This is a genomic window from Synechococcus sp. H55.9 (assembly GCF_047462355.1).
GTDB lineage: Bacteria > Cyanobacteriota > Cyanobacteriia > Thermostichales > Thermostichaceae > Thermostichus.
In genome coordinates, this window is record NZ_JANSJB010000064.1 from 1 (window position 1) to 14324 (window position 14324).

General features: G+C 61.5%; 9 protein-coding genes and 2 pseudogenes. 7 read left to right on the forward strand and 4 right to left on the reverse strand.

Going from position 1 to position 14324, the window contains the following annotated elements:
- Positions 1-328 precede the first annotated feature (328 nt).
- Together NW857_RS09110 and NW857_RS09115 are read left to right on the forward strand one after the other, a co-directional pair.
- Complete coding sequence (locus NW857_RS09110; protein WP_414334709.1) at positions 329-922, forward strand: hypothetical protein; 594 nt, start codon at positions 329-331, stop codon at positions 920-922.
- 84 nt (positions 923-1006) lie between these two features.
- The gene (locus tag NW857_RS09115) at positions 1007-2536 is read left to right on the forward strand and encodes a S10 family peptidase (protein WP_414337313.1); all 1530 of its coding nucleotides are present in this window, start codon (positions 1007-1009) and stop codon (positions 2534-2536) included.
- A 10-nt stretch (positions 2537-2546) separates the two neighbouring features.
- Here the strand turns inward: NW857_RS09115 and cysS are convergent, their stop codons facing one another.
- Positions 2547-4097, reverse strand: a complete 1551-nt coding sequence (cysS, locus tag NW857_RS09120) for a cysteine--tRNA ligase (protein WP_414368730.1) — start codon at positions 4095-4097, stop codon at positions 2547-2549.
- A gap of 403 nt (positions 4098-4500) precedes the next feature.
- Between cysS and NW857_RS09125 the strand changes: the two genes are divergently transcribed.
- The 3 genes from NW857_RS09125 to NW857_RS09135 all read left to right on the forward strand — a co-directional run bounded on the left by NW857_RS09125 (position 4501) and on the right by NW857_RS09135 (position 9125).
- Positions 4501-6102 carry a LysM peptidoglycan-binding domain-containing protein gene (locus tag NW857_RS09125; RefSeq protein WP_414368732.1) on the forward strand — a complete coding sequence of 534 codons (1602 nt, stop codon included), beginning with the start codon at positions 4501-4503 and terminating at the stop codon, positions 6100-6102.
- Between the two features lie 90 nt (positions 6103-6192).
- Positions 6193-7533: an FIST N-terminal domain-containing protein gene (locus tag NW857_RS09130; RefSeq protein WP_414334705.1), complete on the forward strand. Its 1341-nt coding sequence runs from the start codon at positions 6193-6195 to the stop codon at positions 7531-7533.
- Positions 7534-7607: 74 nt separating this feature from the next.
- A complete protein-coding gene (locus NW857_RS09135) occupies positions 7608-9125 on the forward strand; it encodes a leucyl aminopeptidase (RefSeq protein WP_414334711.1) in 1518 nt (505 codons plus the stop codon).
- Positions 9126-9253: 128 nt separating this feature from the next.
- On the opposite strand, the gene smc is transcribed toward NW857_RS09135, so the two are convergent.
- The 3 genes from smc to rpmH form a co-directional block, all read right to left on the reverse strand.
- Positions 9254-12796 carry a chromosome segregation protein SMC gene (gene smc / locus NW857_RS09140; protein WP_414368733.1) on the reverse strand — a complete coding sequence of 1181 codons (3543 nt, stop codon included), beginning with the start codon at positions 12794-12796 and terminating at the stop codon, positions 9254-9256.
- Between the two features lie 75 nt (positions 12797-12871).
- Positions 12872-13252, reverse strand: coding sequence for a ribonuclease P protein component (rnpA, locus tag NW857_RS09145; protein ID WP_414334703.1), 381 nt, complete (start codon positions 13250-13252; stop codon positions 12872-12874).
- Positions 13253-13311: 59 nt separating this feature from the next.
- On the reverse strand, positions 13312-13452 hold the full coding sequence (rpmH, locus tag NW857_RS09150; protein WP_414337317.1) for a 50S ribosomal protein L34: 141 nt from the start codon (positions 13450-13452) through the stop codon (positions 13312-13314).
- 228 nt (positions 13453-13680) lie between these two features.
- Between rpmH and NW857_RS09155 the strand changes: the two are divergent.
- A pseudogene (locus tag NW857_RS09155) lies at positions 13681-13824 on the forward strand (DnaA N-terminal domain-containing protein); the annotation flags it as partial.
- Positions 13825-14049: 225 nt separating this feature from the next.
- Positions 14050-14324, forward strand: a pseudogene (locus NW857_RS09160) (DnaA ATPase domain-containing protein); the annotation flags it as partial.

Sequence of the window (14324 nt, forward strand, 5' to 3'; positions counted from 1 at the left end):
GGGGCTGGGGGTGGTCGCGTGAGCGGCGCGGAGCGCTTGGGCCTCTGGGAGAGGGGCTGGGGGTGGTCGCGTGAGCGGCGCGGAGCGCTTGGGCCTCTGGGAGAGGGGCTGGGGGTGAGGGCCGTGCGCCTCAATTCAAGTTGAACAAGTAGGCTTTCGGGCTGCCCAAAACTGCCCAAAGTTGCAGATAAAGCTACTCACCCCGGAAAAGGGGCTGGCACTTTGATTCGATAACCTAGAAGTTATGGAGAGATCTGCACAGGGAAGGCAACTGCCCCTGCAAGGCCACAGACACCCGCCAGAACTCTGGAGAATTAGGAGATTTGCAATGAAAGCTATCTTAGCAGCCGCTGTGATTGGTTGGGCAGGGATCCCTCTGCTGGCCCCCTTGCCGGTGGTGGCCCAGCCGCTTTTTGAATTGGGCACCTACCGCCTTGAGCAGGGGACGATCATTCCCGTCGGCAGCCTCAGCAGCGAAGGGCCGCAATACTTTTATCCAGACACCATCTATCCCCTGGAAGTGGCCGTCACGCAAAACATTTTCGACAACCAGGGGCGTTTGGTGATCCCGGCTGGCAGCCGCGTCTTCGGGCAGATGGAGCCGGCGCCGGGCGGATCCCGCTTTGTTGCCACTGCCATCGTCCTCGGGGGTCGCACCTATAGCCTGCGGGCTGTTTCCAACATTCTTCACGACGAGAAAGATCCCCGGCAGTATTCGGCTGAGGCCATCGCCCAGGATGCGGCCATTGGGGCAGCCGCAGGCACCCTTTTGGGAGCCATCACCGGCGGTGTCTCGGCGGGCAATGTCCTGGGAGGGGCAGCGGCTGGCGTAGTGGTAGGCAATGTTACCGCTCCCCAGGTGGTGGTGCTGCGCCCCGGCCAATCTTTTAATCTGACCTTGGAAGCGCCGCTCACCCTGTAACCCTCGGCTCCTGTTCCAAGGCAGGGGTGGAGATCTGGCAACTTGTGATTTACTGGATAGGCAAGTTGCAGCTCCCGTGTCTCTATGCCTGCAGAATCTAAGTCCACTCCTGTCTTGCACACCACAGAGCACACGTTCAACGCCGGGGGGGAGTCCTTCCCCTACAGGGCGGTGGCTGGCTGGCAGACGCTCTTCCGCCGAGAAAAGCCGGTGGCTGAGATCTTTCACGTCGCTTATCTGAGGCAGGATTCTGGCTCCCCGCACCGCCCGCTGACTTTTGTTTTCAACGGCGGGCCGGGGGCCGCCTCTGCCTATTTGCACATGGGATCCCTGGGGCCGAGACGGATTTGCTTTGGGCCCAACGGCAGCCTGCCGCCCTCGCCGGTGCAACTGGTGGATAACGCCGAAAGTTGGCTGCTGTTTTCTGATTTGGTCTTCGTCGATCCGGTGGGGACAGGCTTTAGCCGCGCCCTGCCCAAGGAGTCTCAAGACGCCAAAAGTTCTCAGGAAAAATCCGATCCGGCGGCCAAGCCCACTCAGCCGGAGGAGAAGGAGGAGGAGCCCCCCAAAGAAGCACCCTTCTGGGACGTGGAGCGGGATTTGCAATCTTTGGGCGAGTTTATCCAGGGCTTCCTCTCGCGGTATAAGCGCTGGCTCTCTCCCATTTTCATTGCCGGTGAGAGCTACGGGGGATTTCGGGTGGCGCGGCTGGCCAAGGAGCTGCAAGCCAAGTTTGGGGTGGGCCTGTCAGGAGCGATTCTCATCTCGCCGGCCATCGAGTTCGGGCTGCTGGAGACCACCGATTACAACCTCAGCACCTGGGCAACCCTGTTCCCCTCTTACGTGGCCACGGCAGCCTATCACGGGCGGTGTGGCTGGGGGGAGGATTTGCAGATCTTGCTGCCCAAAGCAGAAGGCTTTGCCCGCCAGCGGCTGTTGCCTCTTTTGGCCATGGGGGAGGCGATGCCAGAGGCAGAGCGGCAGGCCATCTACACAGAGATGGCGGCAGGGATCGGACTCTCACCTGAGTATGTGGCCCACAAAGGCGGTCGGATCGACCCGGCCAGCTTTGCCCGCGAGCTGTTGCGCTCCCAGCGGCTGGTGCTGGGGCTGTACGATGCTTCCGTCACCACGGTGGATCCCTTTCCGGATCGGCCTACCTTCGAGGGATCCGATCCCACCTTGGATGGGGTGGATCGCCTCTTTACCGCCGCCATCAACAGCCACCTGCGGGAGACCCTCCAGGTGGACACAGACTTGACCTACCACCTCCTGAACTTAGAGGTGTTCAAGTCCTGGCGGTTTACCCCCAAAGGGGAACTCAAGCAAGGGTTTATTGGCGCCATGGACGAGCTGCGCAGCAGCATGGCCCTCAATCCCCACCTGCGGGTGGGCATTCACCACGGCTTCTACGACCTGGTCACCCCTTACTTTGCCTCCGACCACCTGGTGGACTTGATGAAGCTGGATCCCCGCCTCAAGGCCAACCTTCTCTTGCGCCACTACCGCGGCGGCCACATGTTCTACACCTGGGATCCCTCGCGAGTGGAGTGGTTTGCCGAGATGCGCCAGTTCTACCGCCAGGCCGTTTCCGGCCTAGGGATCCCTTCGTGATGGGCAACCCCTACTCCCGCAGCCACCGGGTGGTGCCGTCTTTTTGGTCGATGAGGGTGATCCCCAGGGCCTTTAACTGCTCCCGGATTCGATCCGCCTCGGCAAAGTTTTTCGCCCTGCGGGCTGCCGTGCGTTGGGCCACCAGCTCCTCGATCTGCTTTTCTTCGAGGGGTGGAAGCTTGGCCAGTTCCCCATTGGCGACGGCTTTCTCAGATCCCTCGGCGGTGGCAGGCTGGGGCCAGCAGAAGCCCAGCGTGGCCAAGATCTCCAGCAGGGCGGCGCTCTTCTGCCTCAGCACCTGCGGCTGCAGGTGGGTGTGGCCCTGGTGGGTCAAGAGGTTGTGCTCACGGATCAGTTCTTTGGCCAGCTCAAAAGCAAGGGCCAGCGCCCCAGGGGTGCCAAAATCATCGTCCATGGCCGCCTGAAAGGCTTGCATCGCCTCGCAATCGGGAGATGCCGTCTGGCAAAACTGCTGGGCGCAGTGGATCCCTTTTTGGAGAGTTTCCCAGCCGTGGCTGGCCGCCTGCATCGCCGGCTCGGTGAGGTCAATCGGGCTGCGGTAATGGGTCTGGAGCAGGAACAGCCGCAGGGCCATGGGGTGATAGACGGCAAGCGCCTGGCGTAGGGTGGTGAAGTTGCCCAAAGATTTGGACATCTTCTGGCCGTTGATGTTGACAAAGCCGTTGTGCAGCCAGTACTTGGCCAGCGGCTTGCCGGTAATCGGCTCCGATTGGGCCAGCTCGTTCTCGTGGTGGGGAAAAATGAGATCCGCTCCGCCGGCGTGAATGTCGATGTGATCCCCCAGAGTCTCTCGCACCATGGCCGAGCATTCGATGTGCCAGCCCGGACGTCCCCAACCCCAAGGGGACTCAAACCCCGGCTCGGAAGGGGGAGCCGCCTTCCAAAGAGCAAAATCGAAGGGATCCTGTTTGCCAGCCCCTTCCTCCCCCACCCGGCCACTGGCCCCTGCCTCCAGCTCCTCTAGCTTGCGACCGGAGAGCTGGCCGTAGTCCGGGAATTTACGGACGGCGTAGTAGACATCGTAAGCAGGGATCTCCGCCTGACGGGCAAGGGGATCCCGTACCCGGTAGGCAAAGCCCTTGAGCTCCAGCGATTGGATCAGCTCGAACATCGCCCGCAGCGATCGGGTTGCCCTGGGGTAGAGATCGGCCCGCTTGATGTTGAGGCGATCCATATCCTGGAAATACTCGGCGATGAAGCGTTCCGCCACCGCCTGCATCGATTCGCCCCGCTCTAGGGCCCGCTTGAGGATCTTGTCGTCCACATCGGTAAAGTTCTGCACATACTTCACCCGGTAGCCCCGCCACTCCAGGTAACGACGCACCATGTCCCAGACCACATAGGTGCGCGCATGGCCGAGGTGGCAGAGATCGTAAACCGTGACGCCGCAGACGTACATCCGCACCAGGGGCTTCTCCCCAGCAGCCGCCTCGGCGGATCCCTGAGAAGGATCGGCAGAAATGAACCCAGATCCCCCTGCTGCCAGTGGCTGAAACACTTCCTTGCGGCGGGTTAATGTGTTGTAGACAACCAAGTCCATTGATATCCCCAGTTTGTAGTTTCAGCTACAGCAAGGTGGGCTCTATCTTTCAAAAAAGTAAGGTGGCACACTTTGCCCTGAATCGGATAAGGCTGGACAAAATCTCAACGGGCCAAGGGCTGAAATCATTGTGGGGTAAGCGTTTTAGCCGAAATTACCTGCAAAGGCTTGTCTAGATTTGTTAACTACGGTACCCTAACCTGAGTGCGAACCAACCTGTTCATGATCCAACTTCACTTCGGCTTGAGCCACCGCAGTGGGGTTGGATAACAAGGGGTCTGTGCCCCTCATTTTGACATCTTCTTCTCTTGCACTCTAGTGTCAGCCTGTTGGTGTGAGGATGCCCCCAAAATTGACGTTCTCAACTCCCCGCCAGGGAGAGCTGGAGCACAGGGGTGCTGCCGTGAGCCCCCTTTCTCCGCCCGAGATCCCAACGCTTCAGGATCCTTCTGCCTATGAAGGCTGGGACAGGGATCCTGCCGCCCCCTTGAGGCTCCGGTGGGCCGGTTTGGCCCTCTCTCTCAGCTTAACGGGCCTGGTGTGGCTTCTGAAGCTGGAGGCGGATCCCTGCACGGAAGCTTTGGCAGAGCAGATGGCGGATTTGCAGCCGGCCAGGCGCTCAACCGAGGCTGAGACAGCTCAGCCAGAGCCTGGGGATTCAGCGCCGGCGCGGCGGGGTTATCCGGCTTGGGCCACCAGCCTTCTGCTGATGCTGGGCTTGGCTGGGGTCGCTACCCTACAGCAGCGACAACTGCATCGCCACCCTTGGGGATCCCAGGTGGCGGAGCCGATTCCGCCCTCGGTGCACACGCTGTCCGGCGCCCTGCAGCAGAACTACGAGCAAAAAAAAGCCCAACTGCGGCAAGCCTTCGAGGCCGGCCAGATCCCAACCGGGGAAGGGCCTCGAGGCATTCTCAAGCATGAGGTGCAGCCGGGAGAAACCCTCTGGCATCTGACCCAGATGTACCAGCTCGACGCCGCCGCTATCGCCGTCTCCAATGGTATGCAGGCCAGCACGCCACTGCAGCCGGGGCAGAAGTTGCTGATCCCCAGCCAGCCGGGATTGATCTACACCGTCCAGCCAGGAGATACCCTGGAAGACATTGCCAACCGCTACCAAGTTCCGCAGCAGCGGATCATCGAGGCAACCCCCCTGGATCGGCCTGAATATCTGCGCATCGGCCAGCGGCTACTCATCCCCGGCGATGTGGGCGAGCTGATCCGGCGCGAGAAGGAGAGGATCGCCGCCCAGAAGGCCCGCGAAGCGGAAGAGCGCCGCCGCCAGGAAGAGGAAGCCCAACGCCAAGCCGAGGAGCAAGCTCGATTACAGGCCGAGCAGCAGCGCCGGGCCCAGCAGATGCAGCAAGAACGGCAGGCCCTCTTGGCCAGTGGCTCCCTGACCCACACGGTGGGAGCCGGTGACACCATCGAGCGGATCGCCGCTCGCTATGGGGTAACGCAGCGGTCGATTATCGAGGCCAACAACCTGCGCAATCCCCACTGGCTACGCATTGGCCAACGCCTGACGATTCCGGCACCGGGCACGCAGCCCCCCCGCCCGGCCCCCGCCCGACAAGCCCAGAGACAGACCCCAGCTCGGCCAGCGTCGCCAGCTCCTCCCCGGGCCCGCAGCAGTGGCTTCATCTGGCCGGTTGCCGGGCAAATCACCTCCGGCTTTGGCTACCGTCGCGGTCGCTTCCATGCAGGGGTCGATATTCCCGGCCCGGTGGGATCCCCCATTGTAGCCGTTCAGGAGGGGGAGGTCATTTTTGCCGGCAACGCCGGGGATGGCTACGGCAACCGCGTGGATATTCGCCATCCCAACGGGATCGTTACCCGCTACGCCCACGGCCACCAGATCTACGTATCCCAGGGCCAGTATGTGCAGCAGGGGCAGACGATCATGAGCCGGGGCAATACGGGCCGCAGCACAGGGCCGCACCTGCACTTTGAAGTCCGCCCCGGCGGGGGTGCACCTGTGGATCCCCGCCCCTATCTGCCCTGATCCTATCCCCAAAGAACCTGGGTCGAACAACCAGTTCGGGCATAAATTGCTAGCCTAAAAAAGCAAACTCCAGACCGTAGGAACACGCCGATGCAGTGGGTGAACGCGCTCTCCCAGCTCCCTTCTCTGGAAGCGGCTCTGCGGCAGGTGGTGGAGGAAGCCAAGGCTAAGCTGCAGGCAGCCCAACTGAAGAGCGCCCTGACGCGACAGGTGCAGGCGGTGGGATCCGGCAGCTTGCCGGGGCTGCTCACCGGGTATGTCCCCTCTCAGCCTCTGCGGCCCAACTTGGGGGTTTTGTTTGTGTCGGCGGCCTTTGCCAGCGAGTACATTCGCGTGCTGCCCCTGTTGTCGGAGCTGTTGGAGGTGGACGTTTTGATCGGCTGCTCCGGCGGCGGTATCGTGGGTGGGGGGCATGAAATTGAGGATGGGCCGGCCCTGTCCCTGTCTTTGGCGGTGCTGCCGGATGTAGCCTTGCGCCCTTTTTATTTGCAAGGGGAGCAATTGCCGGACTTGGATGCACCCCCTTCGGCGTGGATCGATCTGGTGGGAGTTGCGCCGCAGACCCAGCCGCACTTTTTGCTCTTGGCGGATGGGTTTTCCTCCCGCATCTCCGAGCTGCTGCAAGGGTTGGATTTTGCCTATCCAGGGGCGGTCAAGGTGGGGGGATTGGCCAGTGGCGGCCGCGGCCCGCGCGGCAATGCTCTGTTCTTGCTGGATGCGCGTACCCCCACACCCCGGCGGGAGCTGTATCGGGTAGGCACAGTGGGGTTGGCCCTTTCCGGCAACGTGGTGCTGGAAGCCGTAGTGGCCCAGGGGTGTCGCCCCATCGGGGATCCCTTGCGCGTCACCGAAGCGGAGGGGAATGTGATCCTCGGCTTAGAGGGGCGTCCTCCTTTGGCGGTCTTACAGGATTTGGCCGAACGGCTCAGCCCATCGGATCAACGCTTGGCCCGCCAAGCTCTCTTTATCGGCCTGCTGATGGACGAGTTCAAATCCGAGCCGACGCCGGGAGATTTTCTCATTCGCGTGATCCTGGGCATCGATCCACGGCTGGGGGCAATGGCCATCGGGGATCGGGTGCGCCCCGGCCAAACGGTGCAATTTCATCTGCGCGATGCCCAGACTTCGGCGGAAGATCTGCAGTGGGCCCTCAGCCGCTATCGTGCCGAGCGCAACCTACAGCAAAGCTACTCCTCAGAGGGCCCCTCGCAACCAAGGCCGGAGCCCTGTGGGGCGTTGATGTTCTCCTGTCTGGGACGAGGCAAGGGGCTGTACGGCACCCCCGACTTTGACTCGCAACGGTTTCGGGAATTGCTGGGGGAGCTACCCCTGGGGGGCTTCTTTTGCAACGGCGAGATCGGCCCAGTTGGGGGATCCACCTTTTTGCACGGCTACACCTCTTGCTTCGGGATCTTCCGGCCCGCCCACTAGACCCCCATCCCGGGAGCCGGTGAAATTGGATAGACTGAGGATCGCTTGTGAACGGCGTAACCGAAGGGTTTTTCATGCAGCTTCATCTCAGCGAGCCACCACTCACTCAAGGGGAATGTGCCCTGGTCTACTGCTTTGCGGCTTCTGGCGGAAATGGCCGCCTACCTCTGCCCCCTGAGATCGCCTCTTGGGATGAAAAGGTGTGGTCGGGTCTGGTGGCGGAAACAGTACAGGAGCAAGGGTTTCAGGGCAAGCCGAACAGCAGTGTTGCCCTGCGCCTGACCGGAGAGCTCCGCAAACTGGTGCTGGTGGGGCTGGGGGATCCCGCTGCCCTGACGCTAGAAGCCCTACGACGGGCCACAGCCAACGGCCTGCGCCAGGCTCATGGCTTAAAAGCCAAGCGGGTGATGCTGTCTTTGCCGGAGACGGGGTTGGATCGGGTACGTGTGGTTCAGGCGGTGGCCGAAGCCTGCCTATTGGTGGCGCACCGGGACAATCGATTTAAATCTTCAGCCAAACAGGAAGAGGAAAACAGCTTTTCTGTGCAGGAGGTAACCCTCTTGGTGCCGGGGTTGGCCCAGGCTCGCCCCGATTACGAAGCCGCGCTGCAGCGGGCTACTGAAATGGCTGCAGGGACGATCTTGGCTCGGGAATTGGTGGCTGCCCCCGCCAACATCGTTACTCCTCTGGCCCTGGCCGATACGGCCCGCCAACTGGCTCAGGAATACGGTCTAGAGGCGGAGATCTTGGGGCAGGAAGAATGTGAAGCTCTGGGGATGGGGGCCTTTCTGGGTGTGGCCAAAGCCTCTGATCTGCCGCCCCGGTTCATCCACCTCACCTACAAGCCGGCACAAGGGGATCCCGTCACCAAATTGGCACTGGTGGGCAAGGGTCTGACCTTCGATTCGGGTGGATTAAACATCAAAACCGACTCCCGCAGCATCGCCATGATGAAAACCGATATGGGGGGAGCAGCGGCGGTTTTGGGGGCTGCGCGGGCCTTGGCCGCCCTCAAGCCTCAAGCGGAGCTGCACTTCATTGTCGCCGCCACGGAAAACATGATCAGCGGCCATGCCATCCATCCGGGGGATATCCTCACCGCTTCCAACCAAAAGACCATCGAGGTTAACAACACCGACGCAGAAGGTCGCCTTACCCTGGCAGATGCACTGGTATTTGCAGAAAAGCTGGGCGTCGATGCCATTCTCGACCTGGCTACCCTGACCGGTGCCTGTGTGGTTGCCCTGGGGGAAGAAATTGCCGGATTGTTCACCCAAGATGAGACGCTGGCCCAGGAGCTGCAGCAAGCTGCCAACCTCTCAGGAGAAAAAATCTGGCGAATGCCGATGGAGGAGGGCTATTTCGAGGGCCTCAGCTCGATTGTGGCCGACATGAAAAACACCGGCCCCCGCTCAGGGGGATCCATCACCGCCGCCCTGTTCCTGAAGCAGTTTGTGGAGAAAACTCCTTGGGCCCACCTGGATATAGCAGGCCCCGTTTGGACAGAGAAGGATGCAGGCTACAACAACAAAGGGGCCACCGGCTATGGGGTGCGCACGCTGGTGGAGTGGGTCTTGGCGCGCAGCTCATAACTCCGCCTTGGGGCCCTGCAAAATCACCAAAATCTCCCGGTTTGCCCTGCGGAGTTTTTGGAATCTACGCTCTTGTCTGGATAGCGAGCGAGATGGGATCTCGCCGCGATGGCCGCCTGCTGGCTGCTTTAGCCGACGTGAGCGGTGGGGTTGACCAGGCCAATTACTTGGGTGTAGGCGCCGCGAGCCTGGGTCACCCCAATGGTGCGCTCGGCTTTTTCGAGCATGGGGCGGCGCAGGCTGACCACCAAAAATTGTGCCTGGCGGGATTGCTGCCAGATCATGTCGGCCAACTTTTCCACGTTGGCCCCATCCAAAAACATGTCCACTTCGTCAAAGGCATAAAAGCTGGAGGGGCGAAACCGTTGCAACGCAAAAATAAAGCTGAGGGCCGTCAAGGATTTTTCTCCGCCCGACATGGCGCTGAGACGACGCACCGGCTTGCCTTTGGGGCGGGCCACCAGGGTCAGACCCCCAGCCAAAGGATCCTCTGGGTTTTCCAATTCCAAGTAGCCCTCGCCCTCGGAAAGCTGGGCAAAGATGGTCTGGAAATGGCTGTTGATGGCATGGAAGGCATCCAAAAACGCTTGGCGGCGCAGAGTAGAAAAGTTCTCGATGCGCAGCAGCAATTCGGTGCGCTCTTGGTGCAGGGTTGCCAGTTTGGCGCTGAGATCCCCTAGGCGGACTTGGGTCTGTTCATATTCGGCGATGGCCAACATGTTCACCGGCTCCAGGGATCGCAATTGCTCTTCGATTTTGCGTTTTTGCTGCTGCAGCTCGTCTAGGGTCAGGTGGGGGGGCAAGGGGGGAAGGGGATGCGGCAGCGCTTGGGCCGCAGCTTGCAGTTGGGTTTGCAGTTGGGCCAGGATGGCCTCTTTTTCTTGCTGTTGGGTGAGGGCGTTGTAGCGTTCCCATTCCAGGCGTTGGAGCTGCTGCTGTTGGGCGCGCAGTTGAAATTCCTGCCGCTCTCGCTCTTGGCGCAGGTGGGCGAGGCGGGCTTCAATCTGGCCCATCTGTTGCCGTTGCTCGGCAATGTGCTGCTGGATTTGGGCGAGAGTGGCCTGGGCCTGGGCGATTTGCTCTTGAAGTTGGGCCTGACGCCGTTCGCCCTCTTGCAGGCGCTCCTGGTGGTGCTGGATCTGGGCCTGCTTCAGGTGTTGCTGGCTGAGGTTCTCCTGTTGCTGTCGCTCCAGGTGGGCCAGGTGGTGTTGCAGCTCCGCCAGGTGGCTCTCCTGCTGCTGCACTGTCTGCTGCAGTTGCTGCCAGTGCTGGTTGACCGGGGATCCCTCCAGTTGGCTGAGCTTGAGGGTGAGGGCGGCCAGGCGCTGTTGCAAGGGATCCCAGCGGAGTTGAATCTGGTGCAGCCGCTGCTGGATCTGGTGGCTTTCGCTTTGCCATTGCGTCAGGGATCCCTGTAGGTGTTGCAGGCGGGCCTGCTGGTTTTGGCAATCGGCCTGGTGTCGCTCCAGATATTGCCGGGCTTGCAGGGCATCCTGGCGGGCCAGGAGCAGGGTCTGGGCCAGTTGTTTTTCGCGGGCTTGGGCGGCTTTTAGGCGAGGGGTGAGGGCGGCCAGCAGCGCTTCCAGATCGGCCAGGCGGGCGCGCAGGGCTTCCCCTTCCGAGTGTTCGCCGGCAGAAAAATGGATCCCCTGTCGCTGCGGGCTGGTGCCGCCGCTGATGGCCCCTGAGGTTTCCAGCAGCTCCCCTTCCAGGGTGACCATGCGGTGCTGGCCGATGTAGGGCCGGGCCAGCTCCAGGCTCTGGAAAACCAGGGTGGATCCGAGCACAAAGCCAAAAACATCTCGGTAGCGCTCTTCAAAGTGCACCAAACGAATGGCGTAGTCGATCAGACCGTTTAAGTTGAGGGGGGCGGGCGGGCGGGCGGGCGGCAGCTTGTTCAGAGGCAAAAAGGTGGCGCGCCCCAGTTTTTCCCGCTTTAAGAGGTTGATGGCGCTGACGGCGACGCTGTCATCTTCCACCACCACAAAGTGCAGTCGGTTGCCTGCCGCGATCTCCAGCGCCAGTTGATACTGGGGATCCACCTGCCCCAACTGGGCCACCAATCCCAAAACCCCCGGCAGGCGGGCGCTCAGGATGGCCTGGGTGGCGCGGGATCCCTGGGATTCTTGCAGCACTTGGCGGCGGGTCTCCCATTTGTCCAGTTGCCGCTGCTTGGCGTGGAACTCGGCGGCCAGCCGCTCGTGGGTGGCGCGATCCAGCTCCAGGTTGGATTGCAGTTGCGCCAGCTCTTGGGCCAGGGCCTGCACCTGGGCTTCCGACTGCCGGCAGGCCTGTTCCAGCTCGGCGGTGAGGGCCAGGTGGGATCCCAGCCACGTCTCGATCTGGGCGATCTCCGCCTGGGTCTCCTGGCTTTGCCGTTCCAGTTGCCGTTGTCGCTCTTGCAGGCGAATTTGCTCCTGCTGCAGAGGCTCCTGTTCGGCGCGGATCTCTTCGAGGTGGCGGGTGAGGTAGCGCTGCTGCTTGACCCAGGCCTCGGCAGATTGGGCCAGGGCCCGCAGTTGTTCGCGGCTTTGCTCCAGGCTGATTCGGGCTTTCTGCACCTGGGCTTGCAGGGATCCCTGAGCTTGGGCCAGTTGCTCCTGTTGGCTTTGCAGGTGTTCCAGCTCTGTCTGCAGGTGCTGCTGTTGGGTTTGGCGCTCCTGCTGCAGGCGCTGCGCTTGCTCGATTTCCTGCTGCCAGGCTGCGATCTGTTGGCTGAGCTGTTGCCGTTGCACTTCGGCGGCAGCGATCTGGGCCTGCAGGTGCAGGTATTCTTCCTCCCCCAGGGCGTGGATGCGGCTTTGCAGCTCGCTCAGGGCGGCTTCGGCCTGCTGCAACTGCTCGCTCAAGGTCTGCACCTGAGCAGTGGCTTGCTCCTGAGCTGCCAAAAGCTGACGAATGGCTGCCTGGGTTGCTTCCACTTGGGCTTGCAAATGCCGCCAGAGCAACACCTGTTGCTGCTGCTCCAGCGTTTGCCACTGCAGCCGCAGTTGCTGGTACTGCTGCGCCTTTTCGCTCTCCTTGAGCAGCCGCTCTCTTTGGGCTTGCCATTCCTGCTCGATGAGCCGGAAGCGCTCAATTTGTTCTCGCACCCCCTCCAGCTTGGCGTTGGCCTGGGCGATCTTGCGGTCGAAGGTGGCCACCCCCGCCAATTCGTCGAGGATCTGCCGCCGCTCCTTGGAGTTCATGGAGATGATGCTGGTAACATCCCCCTGCAAGACAACGTTGTAGCCGTTGGGGTAGATGTGCATCGCCTCCAGTTGCTCGTGCAGCTCGCTCAGGGTGCAGGGCACATCGTTGATGTAGAAGGTGCTGGTGTAGGGCAGGGAGTCGGGATCCTCCCCCTTGCCGGGGCTGACCCGCAGCCGACGGCTGACTTTCCATTCTCTGGGCTGGCCATCTTCTCCCGGCCCCAGATCGAAGGTGACGGAAACGTGGGTCTCCACCCGCCGGTTGCTGTTGAGGCTGCCGGAATGCACCAGATCCGAAAGCCTCTCTGCCCGCATCCCCCGTGAGGAAGACAGCCCCAGCGCAAATAGGATCCCATCCAGGATGTTAGACTTGCCGGAGCCGTTGGGGCCGGAGATGACCGTAAAACCCGGCAACAGGGGCAGCGAGGTCGTGCTGCCAAACGACTTAAATCGGGTCAGCTCGATCCGCTTGATGTACATCCCACCCCATATCTGGTGCAACCAGCAGCAGATGATGGCACCAGGCTAGCACGGGTAGTGCAGCCTGCCCAGCCTCTAAGAAGGCCCAGGATCTGGGCTTGGATCGACGAGCAGATCGGCCTTTTGCAAAAGACGATGCACCTCTGCCTGTAGCTCTGGCCACTTGTAGGTGAGCAGGTTGGGCTTGGGGATGAGCAGCAACTGGTAGCCAGGCTTTAGGTTTGGACAGAGAGGCCGTATGGCCTCCCGCAGGCGACGCCGCAGCCGGTTCCGCCGTACCGCCGATTTGCTCACTTTTTTGCTAACTGCCAACCCCACCTGGCTGGGGATCCCTTCACACCCTGGGGGCATCGGCTGAAACAGAAGGGTCAAGCCCGCACCGGAACGACGCTGCCCCGCTTGGTAAAGCGCTTGGAAAGCTCGCCGATCCCGCAAGCGATAAGGAGCAGGCAGCATGGTGGCGGATCCCACCCTGAACTAAACAAAGGGCCCTGCCCTTAAAGCCGGATCGCGCCTCAAGAAACAGCCAGGCGATAACGCCCCTTGGCCCGCCGCCGCCGCAAGACCTGCCGCCCGGTTGCTGTGCGCATTCTGGCCCGAAACCCAGAGACGCGAATGCGTCTGCGATTGGTGCCATGAAGGGTACGCTGAGTCATGGTGTAGACCCACTCATCATGTCAACAAGGCCTGCTGCGGCTGGTGAGGGGGAAGCCCAGTCCACTTGCAGACAATCAGCAAGGTGCCATTCTAGCAGGCTCGACGGAAAATTGCTAGATTGGCCGCCCCACGCCGAGCAGCTAAATTGGGAATCCTAAAGCCACTGTCGAGGGAGCAGAGGCTGCTGTTCCTCTTGGGCTTTTGCTGTGTCGCTCTGGGTGTGTGGTGTGGATATCTCCCTGGATCAGCTCTGGAATGAAGCTCTGGGGCATCTACAGGTACAGCTCAGCCGTCCAACTTTTGAGGCTTGGATCAAGACGGCGCGGCCTGAGTCGTTGGTGGACAACCGCCTCACCATCTCGACTCCCAGCGAATGGGCGCGGGGTTGGCTGCAAAAGCACTACGCCTCCACCATCACCGAGGTGGTGCAGCGGGTGGCCGGGATCCCTTTACAGGTGGAGTTTTCGGTTTCCCCCCACGCTTTGGTTGAGGAAGAACCCCCTGCAAAAGCCATTTCCCCAACATTGCCCAGAGCCGGCAGCTTACCTGCCTCCCCCACTCTAGGGCTGGAAGTCGGCGGCAGCCTGCCGATGCGAGCGCCGGATCTCAACCCCAAGTATTCCTTCTCACGGTTTGTGGTTGGCCCCAACAACCGCATGGCCCACGCTGCAGCTCTGGCCGTAGCCGACAAGCCTGGGCGCGCCTACAACCCGCTGTTTCTCTGCGGCGGAGTAGGGCTGGGCAAAACCCACCTCATGCAGGCCATCGGCCACTACCAACTGGAGGCGAATCCGCAGGCGAAGGTCTTTTACGTGTCCACCGAGCGCTTTACCAACGATTTAATCGATGCCATCCGGCGAGACAGCATGCA

What these genes read in the sequence shown, in the direction of transcription:
- NW857_RS09110 (WP_414334709.1), top strand. Translation starts at nt 329, where the DNA reads ATGAAAGCTATCTTAGCAGCCGCTGTGATTGGTTGGGCAGGGATCCCT.
- NW857_RS09115 (WP_414337313.1), top strand. Translation starts at nt 1,007, where the DNA reads ATGCCTGCAGAATCTAAGTCCACTCCTGTCTTGCACACCACAGAGCAC.
- cysS (WP_414368730.1), bottom strand. Translation starts at nt 4,097, where the DNA reads ATGGACTTGGTTGTCTACAACACATTAACCCGCCGCAAGGAAGTGTTT.
- NW857_RS09130 (WP_414334705.1), top strand. Translation starts at nt 6,193, where the DNA reads ATGCAGTGGGTGAACGCGCTCTCCCAGCTCCCTTCTCTGGAAGCGGCT.
- NW857_RS09135 (WP_414334711.1), top strand. Translation starts at nt 7,608, where the DNA reads ATGCAGCTTCATCTCAGCGAGCCACCACTCACTCAAGGGGAATGTGCC.
- smc (WP_414368733.1), bottom strand. Translation starts at nt 12,796, where the DNA reads ATGTACATCAAGCGGATCGAGCTGACCCGATTTAAGTCGTTTGGCAGC.
- rnpA (WP_414334703.1), bottom strand. Translation starts at nt 13,252, where the DNA reads ATGCTGCCTGCTCCTTATCGCTTGCGGGATCGGCGAGCTTTCCAAGCG.
- rpmH (WP_414337317.1), bottom strand. Translation starts at nt 13,452, where the DNA reads ATGACTCAGCGTACCCTTCATGGCACCAATCGCAGACGCATTCGCGTC.